20 protein-coding genes are annotated in these 24,226 nt (G+C 36.8%); 14 read left to right on the forward strand and 6 right to left on the reverse strand.

Annotation, left to right across the window (positions count from 1 at the left end):
• Positions 1-51 precede the first annotated feature (51 nt).
• The 5 genes from GQR44_RS02790 (at position 52) to GQR44_RS02810 (ending at position 6,041) form a co-directional block, all read left to right on the forward strand.
• A complete protein-coding gene (locus GQR44_RS02790) occupies positions 52-675 on the forward strand; it encodes a DNA-3-methyladenine glycosylase 2 family protein (protein WP_166369047.1) in 624 nt (207 codons plus the stop codon).
• 632 nt (positions 676-1,307) lie between these two features.
• On the forward strand, positions 1,308-3,290 hold the full coding sequence (locus GQR44_RS02795; RefSeq protein WP_166369049.1) for an LTA synthase family protein: 1,983 nt from the start codon (positions 1,308-1,310) through the stop codon (positions 3,288-3,290).
• A gap of 1,461 nt (positions 3,291-4,751) precedes the next feature.
• Positions 4,752-5,132 carry a VOC family protein gene (locus GQR44_RS02800; protein ID WP_166369051.1) on the forward strand — a complete coding sequence of 127 codons (381 nt, stop codon included), beginning with the start codon at positions 4,752-4,754 and terminating at the stop codon, positions 5,130-5,132.
• A gap of 121 nt (positions 5,133-5,253) precedes the next feature.
• Positions 5,254-5,676: a BLUF domain-containing protein gene (locus tag GQR44_RS02805; protein WP_166369053.1), complete on the forward strand. Its 423-nt coding sequence runs from the start codon at positions 5,254-5,256 to the stop codon at positions 5,674-5,676.
• Positions 5,677-5,744: 68 nt separating this feature from the next.
• Complete coding sequence (locus GQR44_RS02810) at positions 5,745-6,041, forward strand: hypothetical protein (RefSeq protein WP_166369055.1); 297 nt, start codon at positions 5,745-5,747, stop codon at positions 6,039-6,041.
• A 190-nt stretch (positions 6,042-6,231) separates the two neighbouring features.
• Here GQR44_RS02810 and GQR44_RS02815 read toward each other — a convergent pair whose 3' ends face one another.
• Positions 6,232-7,461: a multidrug effflux MFS transporter gene (locus GQR44_RS02815; RefSeq protein ID WP_166369057.1), complete on the reverse strand. Its 1,230-nt coding sequence runs from the start codon at positions 7,459-7,461 to the stop codon at positions 6,232-6,234.
• 106 nt (positions 7,462-7,567) lie between these two features.
• Between GQR44_RS02815 and GQR44_RS02820 the strand changes: the two genes are divergently transcribed.
• The 6 genes from GQR44_RS02820 (at position 7,568) to GQR44_RS02845 (ending at position 16,618) form a co-directional block, all read left to right on the forward strand.
• Positions 7,568-8,065, forward strand: coding sequence for a MarR family transcriptional regulator (locus tag GQR44_RS02820; RefSeq protein WP_299664659.1), 498 nt, complete (start codon positions 7,568-7,570; stop codon positions 8,063-8,065).
• Between the two features lie 87 nt (positions 8,066-8,152).
• The gene (locus GQR44_RS02825) at positions 8,153-10,057 is read left to right on the forward strand and encodes a RecQ family ATP-dependent DNA helicase (protein WP_166369059.1); all 1,905 of its coding nucleotides are present in this window, start codon (positions 8,153-8,155) and stop codon (positions 10,055-10,057) included.
• A 114-nt stretch (positions 10,058-10,171) separates the two neighbouring features.
• Complete coding sequence (locus GQR44_RS02830) at positions 10,172-10,981, forward strand: Cof-type HAD-IIB family hydrolase (RefSeq protein ID WP_166369061.1); 810 nt, start codon at positions 10,172-10,174, stop codon at positions 10,979-10,981.
• A 450-nt stretch (positions 10,982-11,431) separates the two neighbouring features.
• Positions 11,432-13,396, forward strand: coding sequence for an EAL domain-containing protein (locus tag GQR44_RS02835; protein ID WP_346774314.1), 1,965 nt, complete (start codon positions 11,432-11,434; stop codon positions 13,394-13,396).
• Positions 13,397-13,665: 269 nt separating this feature from the next.
• Entirely contained in the window at positions 13,666-15,720 is a 2,055-nt protein-coding gene (gene glgX, locus GQR44_RS02840; protein ID WP_166369063.1) for a glycogen debranching protein GlgX, read from the forward strand.
• Positions 15,721-16,318: 598 nt separating this feature from the next.
• Positions 16,319-16,618 (forward strand): 2OG-Fe(II) oxygenase, encoded by a 300-nt coding sequence (locus GQR44_RS02845; protein WP_166369065.1) that lies wholly within the window; start codon positions 16,319-16,321, stop codon positions 16,616-16,618.
• A gap of 311 nt (positions 16,619-16,929) precedes the next feature.
• Here GQR44_RS02845 and GQR44_RS02850 read toward each other — a convergent pair whose 3' ends face one another.
• Together GQR44_RS02850 and GQR44_RS02855 are read right to left on the reverse strand one after the other, a co-directional pair.
• Positions 16,930-17,622, reverse strand: coding sequence for a cupin domain-containing protein (locus GQR44_RS02850; protein ID WP_166369067.1), 693 nt, complete (start codon positions 17,620-17,622; stop codon positions 16,930-16,932).
• Positions 17,623-17,881: 259 nt separating this feature from the next.
• Entirely contained in the window at positions 17,882-18,508 is a 627-nt protein-coding gene (locus tag GQR44_RS02855) for a glutathione S-transferase (protein WP_166369069.1), read from the reverse strand.
• 200 nt (positions 18,509-18,708) lie between these two features.
• On the opposite strand from GQR44_RS02855, the gene GQR44_RS02860 reads away from it, so the two are divergent.
• Complete coding sequence (locus tag GQR44_RS02860) at positions 18,709-19,227, forward strand: TetR/AcrR family transcriptional regulator (protein WP_166369071.1); 519 nt, start codon at positions 18,709-18,711, stop codon at positions 19,225-19,227.
• Between the two features lie 239 nt (positions 19,228-19,466).
• Here the strand turns inward: GQR44_RS02860 and GQR44_RS02865 are convergent, their stop codons facing one another.
• Together GQR44_RS02865 and GQR44_RS02870 are read right to left on the reverse strand one after the other, a co-directional pair.
• Complete coding sequence (locus GQR44_RS02865; protein WP_166369073.1) at positions 19,467-20,279, reverse strand: phytanoyl-CoA dioxygenase family protein; 813 nt, start codon at positions 20,277-20,279, stop codon at positions 19,467-19,469.
• 209 nt (positions 20,280-20,488) lie between these two features.
• The gene (locus tag GQR44_RS02870) at positions 20,489-21,904 is read right to left on the reverse strand and encodes a PLP-dependent aminotransferase family protein (RefSeq protein WP_166369075.1); all 1,416 of its coding nucleotides are present in this window, start codon (positions 21,902-21,904) and stop codon (positions 20,489-20,491) included.
• A 287-nt stretch (positions 21,905-22,191) separates the two neighbouring features.
• Here GQR44_RS02870 and GQR44_RS02875 point away from each other — a divergent pair, with 287 nt between their 5' ends.
• Together GQR44_RS02875 and GQR44_RS02880 are read left to right on the forward strand one after the other, a co-directional pair.
• On the forward strand, positions 22,192-22,383 hold the full coding sequence (locus tag GQR44_RS02875) for a hypothetical protein (RefSeq protein ID WP_166369077.1): 192 nt from the start codon (positions 22,192-22,194) through the stop codon (positions 22,381-22,383).
• 1 nt (position 22,384) lies between these two features.
• Positions 22,385-23,008 carry a LysE family translocator gene (locus GQR44_RS02880; RefSeq protein ID WP_166369079.1) on the forward strand — a complete coding sequence of 208 codons (624 nt, stop codon included), beginning with the start codon at positions 22,385-22,387 and terminating at the stop codon, positions 23,006-23,008.
• 393 nt (positions 23,009-23,401) lie between these two features.
• Here the strand turns inward: GQR44_RS02880 and GQR44_RS02885 are convergent, their stop codons facing one another.
• Positions 23,402-24,085: a haloacid dehalogenase type II gene (locus tag GQR44_RS02885; protein WP_166369081.1), complete on the reverse strand. Its 684-nt coding sequence runs from the start codon at positions 24,083-24,085 to the stop codon at positions 23,402-23,404.
• Between the last annotated feature and the right edge of the window lie 141 nt (positions 24,086-24,226).

The following is a 24,226-nucleotide window of genomic DNA, read 5'->3' on the forward strand; positions in this document are numbered from 1 at the left end:
TCTTGCACCGCTAAAGCTCCTTGTAGCCGACACGTTTTATATGAGGTAATGATGAACAAAGAAAATATGATGCTTGGAATGGAAGCGCTTAGCCTTATTGATGAAGATATTAAACAGGCGTATACAGAGATTGGGTTACCTGCTGAGAGAAGCAGCCCAGAGGGTTTTGAAACTTTCCTTTCTACCATCATTAGCCAACAATTATCGACGAAGGTGGCTATGGTCATTAAAGATCGCGTTGTTGCTTTGATGGAGGATCTCACTCCTGAAAGCCTTCTTAATATTCCGGATCAGAGCCTTCGAGATGCGGGGTTATCTTGGCGTAAGGTTGAATATGCCAAAGGCCTAGCTGAAGCGATCGCAACGAATCGGTTTGATATAGATAATTTGGGTAAGCTGAGCGATGATGATGCGATTAAAGCAATCACCGAAATTAAGGGGTTTGGCCGCTGGAGTGCGGAAATATATCTCATGTTTTCTTTAGATAGAAAAGATGTGTTTCCGGCTGACGATTTAGGTTTATTAGTGGCCTTGAAACATCTCAAAGGGTTACCTGAAAAACCAACGGCAAAACAAGCACGTGAAATTGTAAAGCATTGGTCACCTTGGCAAAGTGCGGGGGCTCTTTTCCTTTGGCAGTATTATCATCAACTTAACTTACCTAAAAAAGCCTAAGCTAAAAAACCTTAAGTTAAAAATCCTAATATTTTATTGAGCATCTACTGTTTGAACATCTACCGAACAGTCAATTTATCACCGACTCTGATTACTAATCCTTTTGCTTATTGCGTTTTAACTCTGTTAAACGCAGTTGTTCCTTGCCAGAGCAATGCGCTTTCAAATTACATTCAGTGAACTTTCAGTTTTTCTAAAGTAAACCTTAAGTTTCAAGGGATACGATATCTGCATTATTTAATTGAGCAGATATTTTAATGAAAACAATGAATCCTATGACTCTCCAGCTTGTGTCAATAAAAGTACTTCAAGCTGCCTCATCTCTTACCTATTTTATCATTTATATCAATGTTTTAGTTTTGTTTATGGTCGCGCTGTTGTTGGCCGCTATTGCTTGGCTTTGTGCTTCCATACATTTGTCGTTAAAACCATTTATTGTATCTTTATCACATTGTTTAAGCTCTTTTTTTAGATCTGAGTTTCCTTCTATTACCTTTCCAATATGTTGTTTTAAAAAGAAATAAATCGCTTTAACTGAACTGATTTAAATCCTTGAAATCAGTTCATTAAGGTTAACTACTGTTTTGAAAAAATGATGTTTCAATTCGACTCAATATAATTAAGAGAAATAAATGCAACGTTTAAAAGCAAAATTAGGCCCAATTTATCCTATTTTGATCACCAGCTTAATTATATTGCTGATCTTTACTGTGTCACGTTTAGGTTTGTCTATTTGGCAGTTCGATAGAGTGAGTGAAGCCGACGGATGGTTACGTGTTCTTAGTAGTGGTCTTAGAATAGATATTGCCTCAATTAGTTATCTATTTGTATTACCTGCATTATTGATGAGCTTACTATCAGGTAAACATTTAATGGGGAGGATCTGTATTTGGGGGCTGAGAGGTTGGATCACTTTTGGACTTTGGTTGATTGTTTATATGGAAGTGGTCACGCCTGCTTTTATCATTGAATATGATCTTCGCCCTAATCGTTTATTTATAGAGTATTTGATTTACCCAAAAGAAGTCTTAGCAATGCTTTGGGGCGGATATAAAATTGAACTATTGATCGGATTACTAGCCTCCATTACAGCGCTAACCTTAGGTTGGAAGTTAAGTTGTCGGGTGACTCAGGGGCTTACGGTTACGCAATGGAAATGGCGTCCACTCGTTGCGCTTGTTGTGGTTGCAATAGGAGTGATGGGAGCCCGTTCAACCTTAGGGCACCGTCCATTAAATCCGGCGATGGTAGCATTCTCAAGTGATCCTCTGATTAATGATTTAACTTTAAACTCTTCTTATTCTTTAATGTTTGCTATTAAACAGATGGCCAGTGAACAAAGCGCTGAAGATTTTTATCCTCGTATTGGGCCTGACACTATTATTTCAGAAGTACGAGATTCAATGAATATAGAACAATCTGCTTTTGTTACGGAGGGGAAAGTAACAGATGCTAAGCCGACGTTGGCAAATCATAGGGCAACGTACCAGGGTAAACCCAAAAATATTGTCATATTATTGTTAGAAAGCCACGGTGCACGATATGTTAAAAGTCTTGGGGGTCAGGATTTATCACCTAATTTAGATAAGCTTTATCAACAAGGGTGGGGGTTTGAGCGTATTTATGCCTGTGGTACTCGTTCAGTGCGCGGTATTGAAGCGGTAACTACAGGTTTTTCTCCAACGCCTGCTCGCTCTGTGGTTAAGCTAGGTAAAAGCCAAACTAACTTTTTTAGTATTGCTGACTTATTAAAAGAGAAGCAATACCACACTCAATTTATTTACGGCGGAGAAAGTCATTTTGATAATATGAAAAGCTTTTTTCTAGGCAATGGTTTTGCTGATATGCAAGATCTTGCGACTTTTAAATCACCGGCGTTTATTGGTTCTTGGGGTGCTTGCGATGAGGATTTATATGATAAAGCCGACCAGCAGTTTACTGCATTATCTGCGCAACATAAGCCATTTTTCAGTTTGGTATTTTCTTCTTCAAACCATAGTCCTTATGATTTCCCTGATGATAAAATTACGTTGTTTAATGAGCCTAAACAAACTGTTGAAAACGCGGTTAAATATGCAGATTATGCGTTAGGTAAATTTGTTGAAAAAGCAAAAAATTCAACCTATTGGAACAATACAGTATTTGTGGTGGTTGCCGACCACGATAATAGAGCGGGTGGAGCGTTGAATGTGCCCATTGGACACTTTAAAATTCCTGCTGTTATTTTTGGAGGTGGTATCGAGCATCGTGCTGATAACCGTTTAGTAAGTCAGTTAGATTTGCTGCCTACTTTATTATCATTAGCGGGTATTGATAGTCAGAATCCGATCATTGGACATGACTTAACACAACAAGTGCCTATTGAAAAACAACGAGTAATGATGCAACGCGGTCAAGATTTTGCTTGGATGACAGAAGATAATCAGGTAGTTGTTTTTAGTCCTGGCAAAGCAGCAAGTTCTTACTTATATGATCCTGAGTTAGATTTGTTGAGTGAAAAGCCGATACAGCAATCCATCATTAGGCGTGCCCATGCTAATGCGATGTGGGGAAGTTTAGCCTTTAAAAATGACTATTATACGGCACAAAAAAGTTACCTTATTAGTGATCAGTAAAGCACCTCAAAATAGCTTAGCTAGTAATGAAAGCTGCGAGGCTGTTTGTAGTTTAAAGTTTGTTGGCCATAAAATGGTCTATTTACTCTAAGAAGTTTTGTGTCACCAATAATATGCATTGTATGGGAAATAATAAAGACAAGAGACAATGGTTACTCACTATTTTGGGGTACTGACTATTTGGTGTAGTGCAATTTTCGAGTAATACAATAAAGTGCAGTATCGATCTAGCTGTTCGCAAGTTTTACAAATAGCCAGTAATTCGTTGTAAAATGGTTGGAAAATTGTACTTTGGGTTTCTTTTATACCGCTTATTGTAGCTGTCATTACATTAGCCCTAATAAGAATGAAGCGTACGCAAAGCGAGCAGTTACCATCACAAAAATGAGTGAATTCCTATCAAGGATTACCATAGTAAAGTGGTGGTAAGTATATTCATTACTATTACCCGGAGAATCTGTATACCTTAATGCCTAAGCAGCAGTTTTTCCGGTGCTTTAAAGTTTATATACCCATGCTACCTCAAGATGCAAAGTCAGCAAGGCAAATTGTACCGAGATGCTAGGCATAAAATCGAAGTATAGTTATTCTACATAGAGATTTTATAACAACGCAGATTGGTGCAAGTTGCCTTACCCTAAGGGGCGCAACCTCGAAAATTAGCCCTGCGTTGCAACAATCAAAAAGGGAGTAACCATTACCTCGTGTTGCGCCTGACAAAGCATTTTGAGGTGGCATGGGTATATTTATTTGTAAAATCTAGTTATTTAAATAGGTAATCAGTGAACCTTCAGTTTATCTAAAGCAAATCTTAAGTTTCAGGCAATAAAATATTTACACAATTTAATTATGTGAGTATTTTAATGAAAATTCAGTCTTTTTTTTACCTTAAAAACATTGCAACAAAAACGCCACGTTATTTTAGTTTTTTGTTCTACTTTATATGTTTTATCAATCTATTAGTGTCTTTAACTGGTGATAATTTTATCACTCATTATCAGTTAGTTTCATTGCTGCACTCTTATTTTTCTTAACGTTCAATGGTTGCGGTAAGCACTGCTTTAAGTAAGTCTTGAAAGTTGATTAAGTGATTATCTTTGCTACCTATTTAGGTATCACTGAATGCCATGAGTGAGAGGGGTATTAAGTAATGCTTATCTCAAAAAAAGAGGTTGGTGTGACAAAGAGGTTATTGGTGTGACTTGGCTAATGATATAAACAATATTTTTACATTGTTCTACATTATTATGTTTATTCAGTTGTTCGATCATAAATGAGAGTTTTTCACGGGCTACTTATCTTTTATTACTTGAATTCAAGAATATGATCTCATCTGCAGAAAATGAAAACCTAATGCTATTAACTATCAATATGTTAATCTTTTTCATATTAAGCTGTGTCGTTCGTTTGGCTTCCTCAACAATGCTTATACATTTAGACGATATTAAAATAGGATTTAAAATGCTCAAATCAATTCATCATGCCGCTATTATTTGTTCGGATTATGCCGTTTCAAAACGTTTCTATACTGAGATTCTAAAATTACAAATAGTAGCTGAAAATTATCGAGAACAACGTGACTCCTATAAACTTGATTTGCAATTACCCGATGGTGGGCAAATAGAATTGTTTTCTTTTAATAATGCGCCACAACGTCTAAGTTATCCTGAAGCATTAGGGCTCAGACATTTAGCCTTTAGTGTCGATTCAGTAGAGTCTGTTAAAGCTTATTTAATTGCTGCTGGTATTGAGGTCGAGCCGGTTAGGGTTGATGAATATACCAATAGAAAATATACTTTTTTCAGTGATCCCGATGGGTTACCGTTAGAAATTTATGAATAAAGTATTATTTATGGCTGATGATTTCTTATAATTTCGTATCCTTTTTTAAGGAGTGAGCAATTTATCGAAGTCACTACCCCATATTAATCAATAAATTAGGTGGAAAATAGGTTAAGCCAATATGTTTGAATTACTTTATACCAGTATTGCCCCGCAAGGTTTATCGGAACAGGAATTGCTAGAGTTATTGACTAAAGCTCGCATCAAAAATAAACAACTTGGGATCTCGGGTATGATGATTTATCACCAACGCGAGGTCATGCAAATTTTAGAAGGTGAGAAAAGTGCTGTTCAAGCCTTGTTTGATACTATTGTTGAAGATCCTCGACATACTCGCGTGAGTGTTTTTTATGAGGGTGCAATTCATGAAAGAGCATTTAAAGATTGGTCTATGGCTTTTAAATCACTAGACCAAGCTGCAATTAATAAAATTACCAATGGGTATGAAGGATTGGATAAAACACTTTCGCCAATTAATATGTTGAAAGAGAGTAACAATAGAGGAAAGAAAGTATTTATTTCCTTATGTGATAACTTTACTTAACATTACATACCTTCACATAGCTTTAAAAAAGTATTGATAACCTTGTATTTAAACCAGAAAGGAAGTGTATGAGCCTTTGTTATGAAGTGGCTATTTTCAAAGTTGAAAAAAAACATATTCCAAGAGTTATGGCATTGAGTTTATTACTGTTTGATGAAATAAACCAAGCGGGTATTGTGATTAGCTCTTACGATATTATTCAAAATACAGAGTCAGATGACCAGCTTTGTTGGCAATTAACTTGGGTTAACCAAGACGCAGTGAAAGCAACGGCTAAAAAATGGGCCTCTTTTCCGAGCAGTCTGGAAATTGAATCCTTGGTGGGCGAAAAAATCTATTATGGTCATTTTTTAAGTTTGCTATAGCTTTAAAATTCACTATAAAACGTATGCTTCATTTAGCAGTAATTTTTTATAAATATAAATTTGAAAAAGCAGAATTACTTGAAAAACAAGGTGATTTGAAGAAAAAGTACTCTCGTTTAAGCTGCTCCTCATCTTGATATCTCCATCAAGCAAAGTTAGATGAATTTTTTGCATCATTTGGCTTTGCCCATCAATTAACTTCGTCCGTTACCTCCGCAATCTGTGCTTGTTTGTTACTGTGAATTGCAGCTGTCAGTGCTGTCGCAGAAGATATCAGCATAATGATAACCACCGGTTGTAGATAACCCATGCTAATAAAAGCGGCAAAGGCACTAATGGCTGCACCCATGGTACATTGAAAAGCGCCTAATACGGCGGAAGCTGTTCCGGCATCTTTACCAAAGTGTTTCAAAAAGCAGGCATTGGAGTTGGCCATGATGCCACCATTTGCACTGATCGTAATGACAAACGCGACCACAGTAAAGGCTAGAATTTTAGTCTCTAACAGGCTGGATATCACTAACAATAGAGCGCCAAACACTTGCATAGTCAGGAAGCAACGTAATAAAGTAGCGGGTTCAAAACGGTTTAATAAAAACGTATTCAAGCGATTGATAACAATTAATCCTGCGATGTTAGCCGCAAATAACATTGAAAAAACATCACTGCTTACTTCAAAAATACCCATATAAATCATTGCTGAATTGGTCACAAACGTCATCATCACTGCAAACGCAAAGCCCTGAGCAATCATGTAACCAATGCCATGTTTGTGCTTAAACACATCAATGAATCGAATCCCTTTTCTACGTTCGATGGTGATGGCTAACTCTTTTTTTCGTTTCGATGATTGATGGGGGACGAACTTAATAGCCATCAAAATAGCGAAGCAAGAGGAGGCGGTCATAAAGTAGAAAACCCCGTGCCAATTATGTAAAGATAAAATGAAATTACCGATAGTAGGTGCGATAGAGGGCGCTATCATCATTATTAATGAAACTAAGGCAAACAATTTCGCGGCTTCTTTGCCTTCTGCATTATCTCGAATCGTGGCTGGTACCCCGACAATAGCAATGCCACCACCGATTGATTGCAAAATTCGCCATATCCATAACATACTAATATGGGAGCTAGTAGTGAGCAACATGCTGGCAAAAGCGAAAATACCTAAACCTAGAATCATGATCGGTAATCGACCATGTCTATCTGATAACGGGCCACCAATTAACTGACCAATTGCCAGACCAAAAATGTATAAACTCACGGTAACAGACAGCATCGAAATATCGACTTGCATTTCCTCTGCAATAATCGGTATCGCTGGCAGGTAACTATCAATAGCAAAGGGCGAAACTGCATAAATAGATGACAGTGTTATCACTAATGTCATACTGACTGTTTTTGGTTGGGTTTGAATCATTTTTGACCTCTATTATATCTTGCTAGTAAGATAATAAGTGGATCATATCTTTCTCGCAAGATATATTGGTGTTAGATTATTAAAACCTCTGTTTAAAGGAAGTCCGGTGAAAAATAGTGTGCGAGAAATTGAGTTAGGGATGCAACAGAATTGGCCCGAATGTGCTAAGACGATGTCATTTTCTTTATTAAAAGTGTCACGATTGCATAACCTTTTTAATAATGGCATCGACCAATGTATTGAACAATTTCAGTTACAACATGCAGATTTTATTGTATTAACAGCATTAAGACGAAGTCCTTTACCCTATTGTTTATCGCCAACTGAATTATATCAAAGCATGTTCTTTAGTTCGGGAGGGTTAACAAAAGTGTTAGTACGATTAGCTGAGGCGGGGTTAATTGAGCGATTAGAAAATCCGCATGATAAACGCAGTAAACTGGTACAGCTTAATCAAAAAGGTAAGCAACTTGTTGAAACGATCATGCCGACGATACAGCAGCAAGGGCGGCAGTTACTCGCAGGCTTATCTGAGAATGAAAGTTTACAGTTAGAAAGTTTGTTACAAAAAGTATTAGATCATAATGAGAGTCGAACATCATAAATTTGGAAATCATAAACGCTATAATGAGTCGTGTTTTTCACCAATCAGTGCGTCATAACCGTCAACATACTATTTAGGTTTTATATTATGCATGCTTCATTAAAGCAATATTTTGGATTTGAGCAATTTAGACCCGGGCAAGAACCCGTCATACAAGCGCTATTAAATGGCCACAGTGCAGCGGCAATATTTCCTACCGGTTCAGGTAAATCATTATGCTATCAATTACCTGCATTGCATCTGCCACATCTTACCTTGGTAGTGTCTCCTTTATTAGCTTTGATTCAAGATCAATTAGACTTTTTGCATAGTAAAGGCATTGCTGCTGCAAGTATTCAATCGATGCAGAGTCCCGCAGAATCATCACAGGTTTATAAAAATGTTGCAAACGGAGAGATTGATATCTTGTTTATTTCTGTTGAGCGCCTTAATAGTGAACGTTTTAGGGCATTTTTAAAGAAAGTACCTATTTCATTATTAGTGGTTGATGAAGCACATTGTATTAGTGAGTGGGGCCACAACTTTAGGCCTGATTACTTAAAGTTAGCGCGTTATCGTGAAGAATTTGCTATCCCGCAAGTGCTGTTATTAACCGCTACGGCGACAAAACAAGTGATTGAGGATATGGCCGCTAAGTTTAACATTGCACTCAATCATATTACCTTAACGGGCTCTTATCGCGCCAATCTCAACCTAGCCGTTACTGGGGTAAGTGAAGAGCAGAAATTAGCAACCTTGGTGCCTTGGTTAACGACTCGTCAACAGTCTGCAGGTATTGTGTATGTGACTTTACAAAAAACCGCGCAACAGGTGGCTGAATCTTTATTACGACAAGGGATACAAGCCACTGCTTATCATGCGGGTTTAGGTAATGAACAAAGACAACAGATTCAACAGCAATTCATGGCGGGGCAGATATCTTTAATCGTCGCTACCATTGCATTTGGTATGGGTATTGATAAAAGTGATATCCGTTTTGTAGTGCATTATGACTTGCCTAAATCAATTGAAAATTACGCACAGGAGATTGGACGAGCAGGCAGAGATGGTAACAGGTCTGAATGTTTAGTATTAGCCAACAAAAATAACTTGAACGTATTAGAAAACTTTGTTTATGCAGATACACCAGAAGGGACGGCGATCGATTTTATTATTAATGAAATAGATCGGACTGAAGGGAACTGGGAGGTGGTTATGAATAGCCTCTCAACACAGTCTAATATCCGTTTGTTAGCACTCAAAACTTTATTGGTGTATTTAGAATTAGAGCATGTGATAGAACCGGCCTATAGCTATTATGCTGAATATAAATACAAACTCTTAGTGCCAGAGCAAGAGTTAGTTAATCGCTTTAATGGAGAACGCGCACAATTTGTGCAAACTATTTTAGCGACGTCAGATAGAGCGCGTACGTGGTTTACATTAAACTTCGAAAAAATGCAGCAAACTTATCAAAGTGAAAGAAGCCGAGTGTTAACAGCCATCGACTATTTAGATCAACAAGGTTTGATCGAGTTACAAACAAAGCAAATGACGCAGGTGTATAAAGTTAATAAAACACAAATCAGTGCACAATTACGCGGTGAATTAACGCAGCGATTTTTACAAAAGGAAAGCAGCGAAATTCAGCGTATCCATCATTTGTTGGATTTCTTTGCCAGTGACCAATGTTTAAACTTACAACTTGCAAACTATTTTGCTGATAATAATTTAACGGGGCCCTGTGGACATTGTTCCGTGTGTGCTGGACACCCCGCAATCATGCCTGTGGTTGAGGCTTTAACGCCTCTACAACAATACAATGCTGCTCAATTGAGTGCTGAAATTACAAGTAAATTGGGTGAGCATAATAGCGAGGTATTACAGGCTCGCTTTTTTTGTGGTCTGACAACACCGATTTTTACACGTATTAAAGCACGTCAACTCTCTGGATTTGCAGCCTTAGAACGTTATCGTTTTGCCGATGTTTTAGCTTGGATACAGAATCAATAATTGATTTTCTAGCGATAAAGATTTTAGCAACACGACTTTAAAGTACAGCATTTTAACAACAATACTTTTAAATAAACTATTCAAATAAAGATGTATGAATATAGCGGAGTGAATATGTACAAATTAATCGCCTTAGATCTTGATGGCACCTTACTCAATAGCGATAAACAAATCTCTAGTGAAAATAAAGCTGCGATTAACGCTGCACGAGCAGAAGGAGTACGAGTCGTCCTAGTATCAGGTCGTCCAACGAGTGGCATGAGAGAGTCTTTAGAAGCGTTAAATATGTTGTCAGATGATGACTATGTATTAAGTTATAACGCTTCTGTAGTGCAAAAAGTAAAGAGTGAGACCATTATTCGTAGCCAGATATTGACAGGGCATGATGCGAAACAACTGGCTAATCTTGCTAAACAATTGGATATAAATATTCATGCTTTTTCACCTCAAAAAGGACTAATTACACCCGCTCATAATGATTACACCACTCATGAATCGGTAATAAATGGCGACACAATTACACTCATCGATTTTGAAGAGTTAACTGATGATGAAGCCATTTTAAAAGTAATGTTAGTGGATCATGCTGACAAATTATCTGCAGCTATTGCGCAATTACCTGCCGCTTTATATGAGCAGTTTACTATTGTGCAAAGTGCTCCATTTTTCTTAGAATTTTTAAATAAAGACAGTAATAAAGGTATTGGGGTTAAAGCTTTAGCTGATCATTTATCAATTCCTGCTGAACAGGTTATTTGTATGGGGGATGCTGGTAATGATTTTCATATGATCCAATATGCAGGGTTAGGTGTGGCAATGGGTAATGCGACCGATGATATTAAAGCAGTGGCAGACCACATTACCGTGACAAATGATCTGCATGGTGTTGCTAAAGTAATTAACGATTTTGTATTAAAGGTATAATCCAGCTATATCATTCTAAGTTAGATCTTAATCTTTATGCCTAATAGGTTTTACCTGGCAGGATGCTCGTTTGTAGTGGTACAGTAATTTTGAATGCTAGCGAGTGTAAATAATCTCACCTACAAAAGAAAAATAATTGAGTGCATGCATAATAAGCATGCATTCTTATTCTCCTATGATTCACATCATTCTTATTCTCCTAAAGTTCATACCATGCCTAGTCTATGTGTTTGTAATAGCCAAGTTGTTATAACCAACTGTAATAGCCAAGCAATTATTGTTTAAATACGTATTCATTTATGATGCGAATCTAGGAAATATTAACGATAAATTGCTCTCAGTTACTTATTTGAAAATTCCTTGAAATACAAAAATACCAATTATGGTGTATATTGATACATTCTTACTGAATTCAAGAATTAATACTTTAGATAATATCGAGCATTCTTTGTGACCAACACTACTACAAAATTTGATAAAGACATGGACCGCGATGCAGCTATATTATTATATGGCAATGCATTCGCTGGCCTTCTTATTACCTTTATTACTTCTACCTTTTTAGTATTTGCATTTACTTATCCTTCCGTTGAGCATTTCACGTTAGATTGGTGGTTCGTGATGACTTTTGTTCTTTTAGTCAGGCTTGTCGATGTAGCATGGTGGAAAATAAAGTTACAAAATACTGAATTTGATGGTAAAAGATCTGTTTTATTTTTTGTCACAGGGGCAAATATAACTGCAGTTTTATGGGCTATCTATTTAGTACATAGTACAACCATGAATGAGGATATTGAAGTAGCAACCACTATTATCGCTATTGCTTCTATGGCTGGTGGCTCTGTTGCTGTACTTACTGCGCATAAATTTACGGTCATGTTTTACCCTTTGATATTGTTACTACCGGGTTCAATTTCGCTACTTTTATCTGATAAATATAATTTTCAATTACTCGGTGTATTAGGGATCTCTTTTACTCTGGTGATCATCGTTATTGCTAGAAAGTCTGCTGACTTTACGCGACATACACTTTTTTTAAAAAATCAAAATGCTAACCTAATTCTCCGTATGGAAGAGAAAGTGAAGCAACGAACTCAAAAAATTTATGAACTATCAAACCTTGACCCTTTAACTCATTTATATAATCGTACTGCCTTCCTAAACCAGCTAAAGCAATTAACAACAACCAACAGTTCTCCTTTTGCACTACTGTTTATTGATTTAGATGGTTTTAAAAAAATAAACGATAGCATTGGCCATAAAGCTGGAGATGAAATATTACGAAAAACTGCTGAGCGGTTAAAAGTATTTATGCTTAATTCACCGCTATTGTGTCGATGGGGTGGGGATGAATTTTTAGTTATATTTGAAGAGTATGATCCCGAACTTATCGTTAAAAATGCGAAGCAATTAATAGACGTTTTATCTCAACCTATTGCTATTGAAAATAGTATTTTGTCGGTTGGTGCGACCATAGGTGTTGCGCTTTATCCACAACAAGCCAATACAGAGGAACGTCTTATTCAATTTGCTGATATGGCAATGTATTATCAAAAAAAACAGATGCGATCGACTGTGGGTATTTTTTCAGAGCAAATGGAAAAGCTTTATTCCTACGAGCTACATTTAAAAAATGGCCTGTCTAAAGCAATTGAAATGCAACAACTTCGTTTGGTCTATCAACCTATTCTATCTGCGCAAGGGCTTAATGTGGTTTCTTTTGAAGCGTTATTAAGGTGGCAAATTGATGGAGAAAATATCCCACCAGATAATTTTATTGGTATTGCTGAACAATATGGGTTGATCCATGAAGTTGGGGCGTGGGTATTACAAACCGCTTGTGCACAAGCAACACAATGGCAGTCCGAACAATCACTTGCTATTTGTGTAAATGTCTCGGTGATCCAACTCCAAGATGCTGGGTTTATAAACATCGTTAAGGATGCATTAAATAACAGCAAATTAGTACCTGAGCGGTTGTATATAGAAATTACTGAGTCTGTTTTTGCGTCTGATATTGTGTTTATAGAGGAACAGATTAAGCAGCTTCAAACAATGGGAATTAAAGTCTCGATTGATGATTTTGGCACTGGCTATTCTTCACTTTCCGTTATGCAAAACTTAGCCGTTAATATGGTTAAAATAGACAAATCATTCGTGGATAACATAGATTGTCATGGTGGGGCCATTATCTCTGCAGTGATGCATATTGCTGCCACACTCGGTTTCTCGGTAGTCGCTGAAGGTGTAGAAACCGAGGCACAAGCCGATGCTTTATTAAAACTTGGTGTACATTATGTGCAAGGCTATAAATACTCCAAACCGATAGAAAGTAAGCAAGTTAATGATTATTTGCAAAGTAATTTTAATCTACTCTCCACAGACTCCAATAAAATTGCTAATTCAACTGAGTGAAGTCATTAATTCTAAGAATAATTATTAATAGCGCTCATGTAACTTATACAGACTATTTAACCTATACGGGCAATTGGAAGTAACTGTTTTTTCTTTTTTCTGTATCACATCAAAGTAATCTGACTAATACCCCTGATCATTATTATCTGATTATTATTATCTGCTCATTCCGTTTAATTTGATTTTTATTTTTTGCTTTATTGAGCACAAAGGAACATGCTTAATGCAGTAAAGTTATTTGAGATTGGTAAGATATCTGGGAGATAGATATGTTTTTAACTTGTGATGGTGTTCCTGACAAATTAGGCGTTACATTTACCTCTGAAGGTGCAAATTTTTGTGTTTATGCTCGTCTTGCTAAAACAGTAGAATTAATCTTTTTCGATCATAAAGATGCACTGTTACCTTCTCATGTTTTTGAATTATCTGATGTAGATAATAGAACGGCCTTTTATTGGCACATTTTTGTAAAAGGTGTAAAAGCTGGGCAATTATATGGTTTTCGTGTTGATGGCCCTTATCGACCGAATAAGAAAGTAAATTTTTATCCTAAAAAAATATTACTCGACCCTTATGCTTTATTAGTTGAACGAGGCGATAATTTTTCTCGCGATGCTGCACTTGGACAACATGCAAATGTTGATAAATGCTTAAAGGGTGTTGTTGTTGATATTGATAATTATGACTGGGAAGATGATTGTCATCCACGTCATACTTTTGCAAAAACAGTTATTTATGAAATGCATGTGGGTGGATTCACACGTCATCCAAGCTCTGGATTGGATCAAGATAAACGAGGCACCTACGCAGGCATTATAGAAAAAATACCGTATCTACAAAAATTAGGCATTACAGCTGTAGAGCTAATGCCTGTTTATCAATTTGACCCTAACGAGCACCATGCTGGCTTAGTAAATTATTGGGGTTATAGCCCCATCTCTTTATTTTCAATACACCGTGAATACAGTGCGGATAAATCTTTGCTTGGGCCAATCAATGAGTTTCGAGATATGGTCAAAGCATTACATGCCGCCGATATAGAAGTGATTTTAGACGTAGTTTATAACCATACAGCAGAAGGCGACTTGCAAGGTCCGACTTATTCATTTCGCGGGTTTGATAGTTCAGATTATTATATTTTATCGCAAGATAAGAAACATTATATGAACTACAGCGGTTGTGGTAATACGCTAAATGGCACTCATTCAGTGGTACGCCGCATGATCATTGACAGCTTGCACTTTTGGGTTGAAAAAATGCATATCGATGGCTTCAGATTTGATTTAGCATCAATTTTATCGCGAGATGAATTAGGACAGCCGATGCTAAGCCCGCCTACATTGTGGAGTATCGATACTGATCCGATCCTTTCTCCGGTTAAATTAATTGCAGAAGCATGGGATGCAGGTGGCCTTTACCAAGTTGGCAGTTTAGCTGGACAGCGTTGGCGAGAATGGAATGGGCACTTCCGTGATGATGTACGTCGCTTTGTCAAAGGTGATAACGGCATGATCAAACAGTTTGTAGCTCGCTTAATTGGCAGTCCAGATATTTATGGAGATCGCTCTCTTGAACCTGCTAAATCGATTAACTTTATTACTTGTCATGATGGTTTTACCTTGGCTGATTTGGTTAGTTATAACGACAAACACAATCAAGAAAATGGTGAAAATAATAAAGATGGTTGTGACCATAACTTTAGTTGGAATCATGGAGTAGAAGGCGAAACGGATGACCCGGAAATTTTAAGGTTACGTGCTCAACAAATGAAAAATATGATGGTGATTAACTTGTTATCCTTGGGCACTCCGATGTTATTGATGGGCGACGAAATAGGACGAACACAAAAAGGCAATAATAATGGCTATTGTCAGGATAATATTGATTTTTGGCTTGATTGGACTGACCTTGAAAAAAATAGTGAACAATTTCGTTTTACTAAAGCGTTACTGGATCAACGTTCAATGTTGGAACTGGTTTGTTTTGATGAGACAAACCGAAATTCATTACATGACATTATCGCGCAGGCCGGTATCAGTTGGCATGGAATAAAACTTAATAAACCGAATTGGAGTGATGACTCACATGCGATTGCACTAGAAAGTCAGCATCCTCATTGTGGTAGTGTTTCATATGTCATTTTTAATGCTTATTGGGAAGAATTACATTTCGAATTACCTACTTCCCCTTCAGGGAAATGGTTACGAGCGGTGGATACGGCTTTGAGTGGTGGAAAAGATATACATATTGAAGGTGATAAAAAGTACTGGTTCAAGGATAGCTACTTAGCTGCACCTCGGTCAGTTGTTATTTTGACAAGTTAAAGAGCGATTTTAGTGTTTTGTGTTAAACATCGATTCTCGAGTCAGGTGATACTTCCTAAACTGGCACTTGCTCGATGCAAAGACTAAAAAGGGGGGGTAGTCTTTGCTAGTTGTTTTGGTGTAAAACGCTTGGTTGTAGGGGTAATGCACCGATAAATGTTAACGACGTTGCATGGGTATAAACGTGAGTACCAGTATAAACAATATAACGTTATTCACGGATTAACGTTATAAAGCGAACCGCACTATAATTACTTTTCAAAACTGCAATAGTCGCTAATCTTTTCTCTTGGTATTGCTAGTCGTTATAATATTTTGTTCCTAAGTATAATTAACTTTAATAACAGCATCAGGCGCTAGGCTAGTCCCCCTAGGTTGTCTGTTATTGATAAAAAACTTCACTTTTCAATGACTGTAAGTTATTGCTATTTCATGTTAGTTTCATTTCGTTCAGGTTAAAAATGTCTATTGGATCATTATCATTTCAAACACATTTTTAATGTTATCGATACTGCAAAGTAAGTCGGCACTGCAATTTAAATCGCTACTGTATAACCTAAATAAGAACAACAACTAAATCGATATCAATTGAGGAATTATGACCAACACAGTCACCAATAAGAGCATATTTAGTAGTAAACTATTTTCTATTAATTATGTCACTTACCCTATTAACCACAGTGTGATGGAACATATTGATTTGGTAGAAAAAGGACGTTATTACAAACTTAATTTTATATTACGACAGCCTAAGGTGGGAGGGGTGTTTAAGTGTGCTAAGAGTATTATTAATGTAGCCAACCGCATCTATTTATTTCGCCCTGATTTATACCCCCATAGCGTTTCAAAAATTGAATCCGGTAAGCGAGTATTACTCAGTTTTGCTTTACACGTTTAGGTGGAAACACTAAGGCTCTGAAAGATGTAAGTGTATTAGCAACGTGGCTTTAATTAGAAATAGCTCAATTAGCAACATGATTAAAGTCACTGACACTTCTACCTGTACATTGAGCTTGTAAAATTAGCTTGTTTAGTCTGGAACTGTGCTTATGTTTACTTTTTTGTACTTTACTAAAATGTAGATTAGTAAATATTTACCAGTTAGCTTTCACGTTAATTACTTATGATCTGAATCTAAGTGCTCAATGGCATCTGTGAATAGCTCTAATTTATAACTTAATAAATTCTTCATGTTGCACTTCAAGTTAATTATACTTTCTCAATCCGTTCTATCTGTTTATCAACATCGGTTAAGTGGCCTGTTTTTATCCATACTTTTGCTCCTTCAGGGCCGGCTTTTGCGTTAAACTCTCCCTTTACCGGTATTCGTAACCAACTGTGTTTTATTAATTTATCGTTCTGCTCTGATAATGCGCCTGCGAGTACTAGTAACTCTGCACCTCCCTCAACCTTCATATTGACTTCACTATCAGGCGAAAAGTACAACAAACTTACCTCTTCATAATTATCTTTGTAAAGTGGGGTTACATAGACTCCTTTATGATCAGGGTGTGCAACTTGCCCCATAAATTGTGTTTGTAATCGCACATGAGTTCTATCTTCAGGTTGAAATTGCCACAACTTAACTAACATTATGCAACCTGTTTCTGAACGAGGTTGGTGTTTAGATTGTGGGGGATTTCTTATATATGATCCCGTTGGAAAACTACCATGTTCATCTTGAAATGTGCCTTCAAGTACCAGAAATTCTTCACCACCTGTATGTACATGTGCAGAAAATTCACTTCCAGGTGCGTAGCGTACGATAGTAGTCGCTCGAGCAACTTCATCTCCAACTCTATCAAGCGGTCTTCTATTAACACCTATCATCGGAGATGACAGCCATTCAAGTGATTCGCTATGTACAACTTTACGTTGGCTAAAATCTGCTGATATTTTCATTTTCATTCCTATTTTCGATTCTTAAATTAAACCAATCATAATAGCGATGCAACCTATTTTACTGGCTCGAATCACTTTTTTTATTACTTTTTTACATGTAAAACATGTGTTTACGTTAATTTAAACATCTAATAAAAAGTAAGGCATACTAACTATGTTAGCTAATATAGTTAGTATCATTGGTATTAAAATACTGGTATTAAAATACTGGTATTAAAATACTGGTATTAAAATACTGGTATGAAAAAATCGTTAAAGATCAACATACCGACATAACACTTGCTCGTTTTGACAGATTTTCTTGCCATTGCAGTAAAGATGTTAATTCACTAGGGATAGAAATTTGTGCGAACCCTGCAAAAATTAACCCAGCAAATAACGTGATATCAGCGACAGTAAAGGTATCGCCGGCGACATAATCTGATTTTGCTAATACGTTATTGAAATAAACCATATTGTGTAGTGCTTTTTTACCTTGCTTCTGACCCCATTCTGCATTTTGATAGGTTTCTAATGTTGGACCTAAGCCATCGGTTGCATGATGAAAGTAGGTAGCAGCTGCATCCAATACATTTTCCTCTGCACGTTTTTGCATCATACTAATTACTGCACGTTGTTTTGGCGTTGTACCGGTTAATGAAGTGCCAGAAAATTCTGCATCAATGTACTCAATGATGGCGGAACATTCTGAGATATAAGTGCCATCATCTAATTCAAGCAGTGGAACAGTGCCCTGCGGATTCTTCTCTAAAAAGGCGTCGCTACGGTGTTCGCCATTCATTATATCAACTGGGATGAACTCAACCTTATCTAGCGCATTTTTTTCTGCTAAAGCAATACGAACACGAAGGGGATTAGGGAAGTTTGCTACGTCATAAATTTTCATGGGGTTTCCTTTATAAGTTTATACTACAATGTTTTTACTTTACCTATCTATCGATAGGTAAGTTATATTATTAAATTTACCTTAAGTCAACATTTAAAATAATATGAGTTAACAATAGAATGCAGCTAAAGCATTAAAACCCCTTGTAAATAAGGATCGACTGGCCGATAATTTCTTTCTAATTAATAGGAAATTTGATAATGAGTAAAAAAGAAGCACTTTTAAAAGCGGCGGAAAATAAAGTTCGTCTTGGTGGTTATAATAATTTTAGCTTTAGAGAACTGGCGAATGAGGTTGGCATTAAAAGTGCCAGTGTGCATTACCATTTTCCAACTAAAGCTGATTTAGGTGCCGCGCTTGCTCATCAATATACTAATTCTTTTTTATCTGCATTAGGTGAGCCTAACGAGATTAAAGAAAAAGGCCAAAATCCTATTGATATTTATACTGACCTTTTTCGACAGGCACTTTTAGAGGATGACAAAATGTGTCTATGTGGTTTATTAGGTGCTCAGAGTGAAAGTTTACCCGATAAAGTGCGTTTAGAAGTTAAACGTTTTTTCGAACTAAATTTATCTTGGTTGCGAACAGCACATAGCGCAAATAATGAACAAGATCCAGCTTATGCAGCTATCATGACAATGAGTGTGTTGGAAGGAGGAATGATGATCAGTAAGGCACTGAATGATCATAGTTATTTTAAGTTGCTAACTAAATAACTTCAATTTTGGATAAGCAAAGCGATACAACATCGTTATTTCCGCAGATTTCTTCGTTAAATAATCTCTCAATAACCAGTTATTGCTTCAATAATTCGCCTTGAACTATGCAAAACTAACGGAACTGCATAACCAAAATAGCCATTAGCCCTCTGTGTCAGACTAGTTGGCTTCTCCGGAATTAATTTACGAAACCCATCTTCGGAACTGATCCCCAGAACTCTTGTTAAGTGTGCTTTTTAAACGATAACTTCGTCGCTGTGGTTGGCTAAGTGTAATGCTTTTAATCTTAGGGTGTTGTTAAATAAACTAGGGTTATTTATTTCTTTTAACATTTGTTGATTGGGCAAACAGTCATCATCAACATAATCTACAAAATCGCCTGCTGAATCAAATACTAAAATATCAAAAGCTAACCTATCTAAACCATATATTCCACGATGGATCATATCCGCAGAGAATACTAATAGATCACCTGCTGCTAATTCAATTTGTTTACCTGTCGATAAAGCATCGCTGCTAAATTTTCTTTTACGCGCTAATCGTACATCTAATTCTTCAGTGCTATCCCAGCGTTTATGGGACCCTGGAACAAACTCCATGCCTGGTTCGTCAAATAGTGGTACGCGAAGGTGCAAAACTTGTGTTTCTTGAATCGCTTTTTGTTGATCGGCAAGATTGTGATCATATTGACAATCTCGATGCCAAAAGTTCTCTTGTTGTTGATTGTATGGATTAAAAAACAATTGAGTATTCATAAAAGCAGGGTGGTTAGGGATCATCGCATTAACAATATCCATTATTTTATTTGAACTGATAAAATTAAAAAGAGAAACTCGATCATCATCATTTAGATACTCACTGCCAGTAATGAGTGACGAGTTAAATGCTTCTTCTTGGTAAAACCTTTTATTGGCCTGCTTCCATGCATTATGAAAGGTTAAAATTACTTCTCTAAGCGCAGTTATTTGAGCATCATTAAAATAGTTACGTATCACAAAGTAACCTTGATGGTCATATGTTTGTTTCAAGTCTTGAGTGTTGTTGACCATTAACGAGCAGTGCCTCGATCGAATAAAAGTATATTTAAGAAATAACAGATATAGCGGATATTAGTTAATGGCTAATTAATCATTGATTCTGAACGTTTAGCTAACTAAATTGGTGCGTATAATAACTGCAAATTAATTAAAATCAAAAAACTAATCATGCCAACACTGCAACAAAATATTGCAACAAAACATCCCAAGAAGTTACAAGCTTAATCCTGTTCTTGTTTAGCGATATAATGACCAAGTTGTTTTATACCCTGTTCACGTTCTAATTCTGTTTTTTCACTAAAATTAAGACGCATACAGTGTCTATATTTACCCGTAGCAGAGAATAAAATACCCGGAGCAATACTGACGCTACCTTGCTTACACTGCGTCGACAATTTGACCGCATCATAACGTTTATTCAATTCTACCCATAGAATATAACCTCCCTCCGGATAGCTGATACGTGTATCACTAGGAAAGTGTTGTTTGATACATTGAATAAGGTGATCTCGCCCTTGTTTATACAGTAAACGTACTTTTCTGGTATGCCGTTCATAACCGCCACCTTTGATGAAATCAGCTATCGCTAATTGCGGTAAAGTTGGACACATTGAACTACTTACATATTTTACGTGGGTCACTTTGTCTCGATAACGACCGGGTGCGATCCAACCAACACGGATCCCTGGAGCAACAGTTTTAGAAAATGAGCTACACAATAAAACACGGCCATCCTCATCAAAGGATTTAATACTTTTTGGACGAGGAGATTGGTAACTTATATCACCATAAATATCATCTTCAATAATGGTGATATCGTAACTCTGAGCGAGCTGATAAAGGCGTTTTTTCGCCGCTTCTGGCATGCTGTAACCCATTGGATTATTACAGGTAGGAGTCACTAAAATAGATTTAATTGGCCATTGCTCTAGTGCAAGCTCTAAGGCTTCTAAGCTTAATCCGCTTTCAGCATTAGTTGGGATCTCAATAGCTTTTAAGTTGGCGGTTTTAATGGCTTGCATTGAACCATAGAAACTCGGTGATTCAACGGCAACTATATCGCCAGGTTCTGTAACAGAACGTAAACAGACGGATAAACCTTCTTGGCAGCCGGAAGTGATCACCAGATCATCAGGGTGCAGTGCACAGCCCGAATAAGTCGCGAGCTTAACTATTTGTTCTCGTAACACTAAGGAGCCCTCAATATTACCATAGGGTAAACTCAGTGAGGCTTGGTGTCGCATCAGTGAGGTCATCTTTTTTAATAGTGGCGCTAAACTGGGTACTGTCATATCAGGCATTGCATGTTGTAGTTGTACTGTTGAAACATTTTCTTTGGCAAGCAGTACTTCTAGTACTTGTTGCCATTGTGAGACTTCGATTGGGCGTTGGGCTGGGCGAGAGGTCACTGGCAGTGTGGCAGCGATCGGTTTATAAGCAACAAAATAGCCAGATTTAGGGCGGGCTTCAATTAAGTTTTCCATCTCAAGCTGGTGATAAGCTTGTTGTACAGTAGAAATACTGACGCTATGTTCTGCAACCAGTTGACGAATTGAAGGTAATTTATCTCCGGCGACAAATAAACCATTGTGAATATTTTCTCGTAAGCCCTTTGCGACTTTATCGTATAATTTCATGCTATCCCTGCTTTCCTATTAATATCGATCTCAATCATTAAGTGATAAATCTTAAATTCAATTTATTGTTTCTAGCTCAATAGAAACGGACTGAAACATTTAAGATACTTTTATCTGTATTAATGTACCCGTAAATATTAAATTATAACCATACAGTTTGATGTATTGTAAACCATACAGGTATTTTTATTGGTCATCTGTATCTATAAAGTAATTTTATTTGAATCTGTATTGAGTTGTCGGCTTGTTTACAATGAATATTCACAGTAATTGTTAAGGAGATGGGTATGGAGAATAAAATAAACAAAATAGGAAAGCTGATCAAACTTTATAAAACGCGTAAACAATTACAAAATTTACCTGATTTTATACTTCAGGATATAGGGCGAACTAAAGCTGAGATCGCACAAGAATTAAATAAAAATAAGTTACTTAATCTTGCTGCTAGCCATTTTCTCTATCTACTGAAGGGAGGCTAATATGGACTCGTCATTATTGTTGGCTATTGCCGTGTTTGCATTTGTTATGTCGGTAACGCCAGGTCCTAACAATGTTATGTTGCTTGCCTCTGGCGCCCAATTTGGTTACCAAAGAACCTTACCGCATATTTTTGGTATTGTGATTGGCATTGCCTGTTTATTAGCGTCTATATTATTAGGCTTTGGTGTTGTGTTTGAGCGTTACCCTGAGTTATATCAAGTATTAAACATCGTCGGCTCATTGTATTTATTTTGGCTTGCTTGGAAAATAATAACGGCATCTACTGAGGTTGCAACGTTAGCTCCTTTACAAGTTGATGACCAAAATATTAAGAGTAAACCAATGAGCCTGTTTTCAGCATCCTGCTTTCAGTTTGTAAATCCAAAAGCTTGGGCGATGTGTGTTGGAAGTATCAGTAGCTTTACGATTGCAGGAGAGCAGTATATTGAGTCTGGATTATGGATCATGCTCTGTTTTGCTATCACTGGTTTTGTTGCAATTAGTCTTTGGGCTTATCTCGGTGTAACCATTTCTCAACTATTAACCACGCCAAAACGTAAAAAACACTTTAACTATGTAATGGGTGGATTGACAGTAGGCACGCTATTTTTCATTTTAAATTAGTTTAAATAGCACATTATTATTCGACTCAAGATCAAGAATTAACTGTAGTGGCAATATTTATATATAGCTATTTTACTGTTGCCATTCTAACTATTAACACTAGTGCTATTAAAACGGATTTTTCTGTGAGTCTTGGGTTTAAATCATAAGTAAATTATGTGCAGGAAATATGACATGAATGTCAGACGCTATAAAACAGTATTGAGTATTTTTAATAATATTCTTGAAATATAAAACCACCGATTCAGTTAAATATGAACCGGTGGTTTTTAATAAAGATAGATTTAAAAAATGATTAGAGGCTATTTATTAATTTCTTTTATTGGCTTTTGTATGATTCCTTATTTCCGATTAGAAGCTTCCGAGTAGCAGCTTTAGATTGCCTACTTCAAATTATTCACTCGCGCTGTCTTCTTTGATTATTTGCTCAACCACTTGTTGCATATTTGTAGCTGTAATAGCGGGTTTTAAATACTGTGGATGATAAGGTGTTCCTGAACGGTCAATATAGGCCGCCATCATACCTGCGGACATTGCACCATGTGTATCCCAATCATGTGTCGCCACTAAACGTAGGGATGAAATAGGTTGCCCTAAGTGATTAGCCACAAATTGATAAACCTTAGGATCGGGTTTAAAGCTACCGGTTTCTTCAACGGAAACAACTTCATCAAAGTAATCCGTTAATCCTGCGTTTTGTATTTGTTTGTTAATTAAGGTTAATGATGAGTTTGAGAAAGCAATAGTGCGGTAACCCTGCTCACGTAAATGTGTTAATGCAGGTTTTATATCATCATGAGCCGCTAGGCTAGCGAAAGTTGCAAGCAATTCATCTCGGTCACTAGCCGATAAATTAATGTCTTTTCGGGCGGCTATGTTATCTAAAATATCAGCAGCTAATGCTGCGAAACCAGTTTTTAATCCGGTTAATGAAGCTACCGTTGATGAATGTAATAGGGTAGAAAACCAAAGTGCGGTGACCGATTCATCACCAAAGGCTTGAGCAAACTTAGGTTTTAATAAATTTAAATTAAGCACGGTTTCATTGATATCAAATAATATGGTGTTGCGAGTCATCGTTATTCCTCTTTAGCTTAATGGTTTCAGTTCTTCCAATTGGTTCAGTTGGTTCTACTTTGAAAGTTAACTTAATTATTTGCTAAACAATACAAATAAAAAGCCACACATGCAAAGTGTGCGGCAAATCTAAAGCAGTTA

Origin of the sequence: Psychromonas sp. SA13A (genome assembly GCF_011378715.1) — a bacterium.
Taxonomy (GTDB): domain Bacteria; phylum Pseudomonadota; class Gammaproteobacteria; order Enterobacterales; family Psychromonadaceae; genus Psychromonas.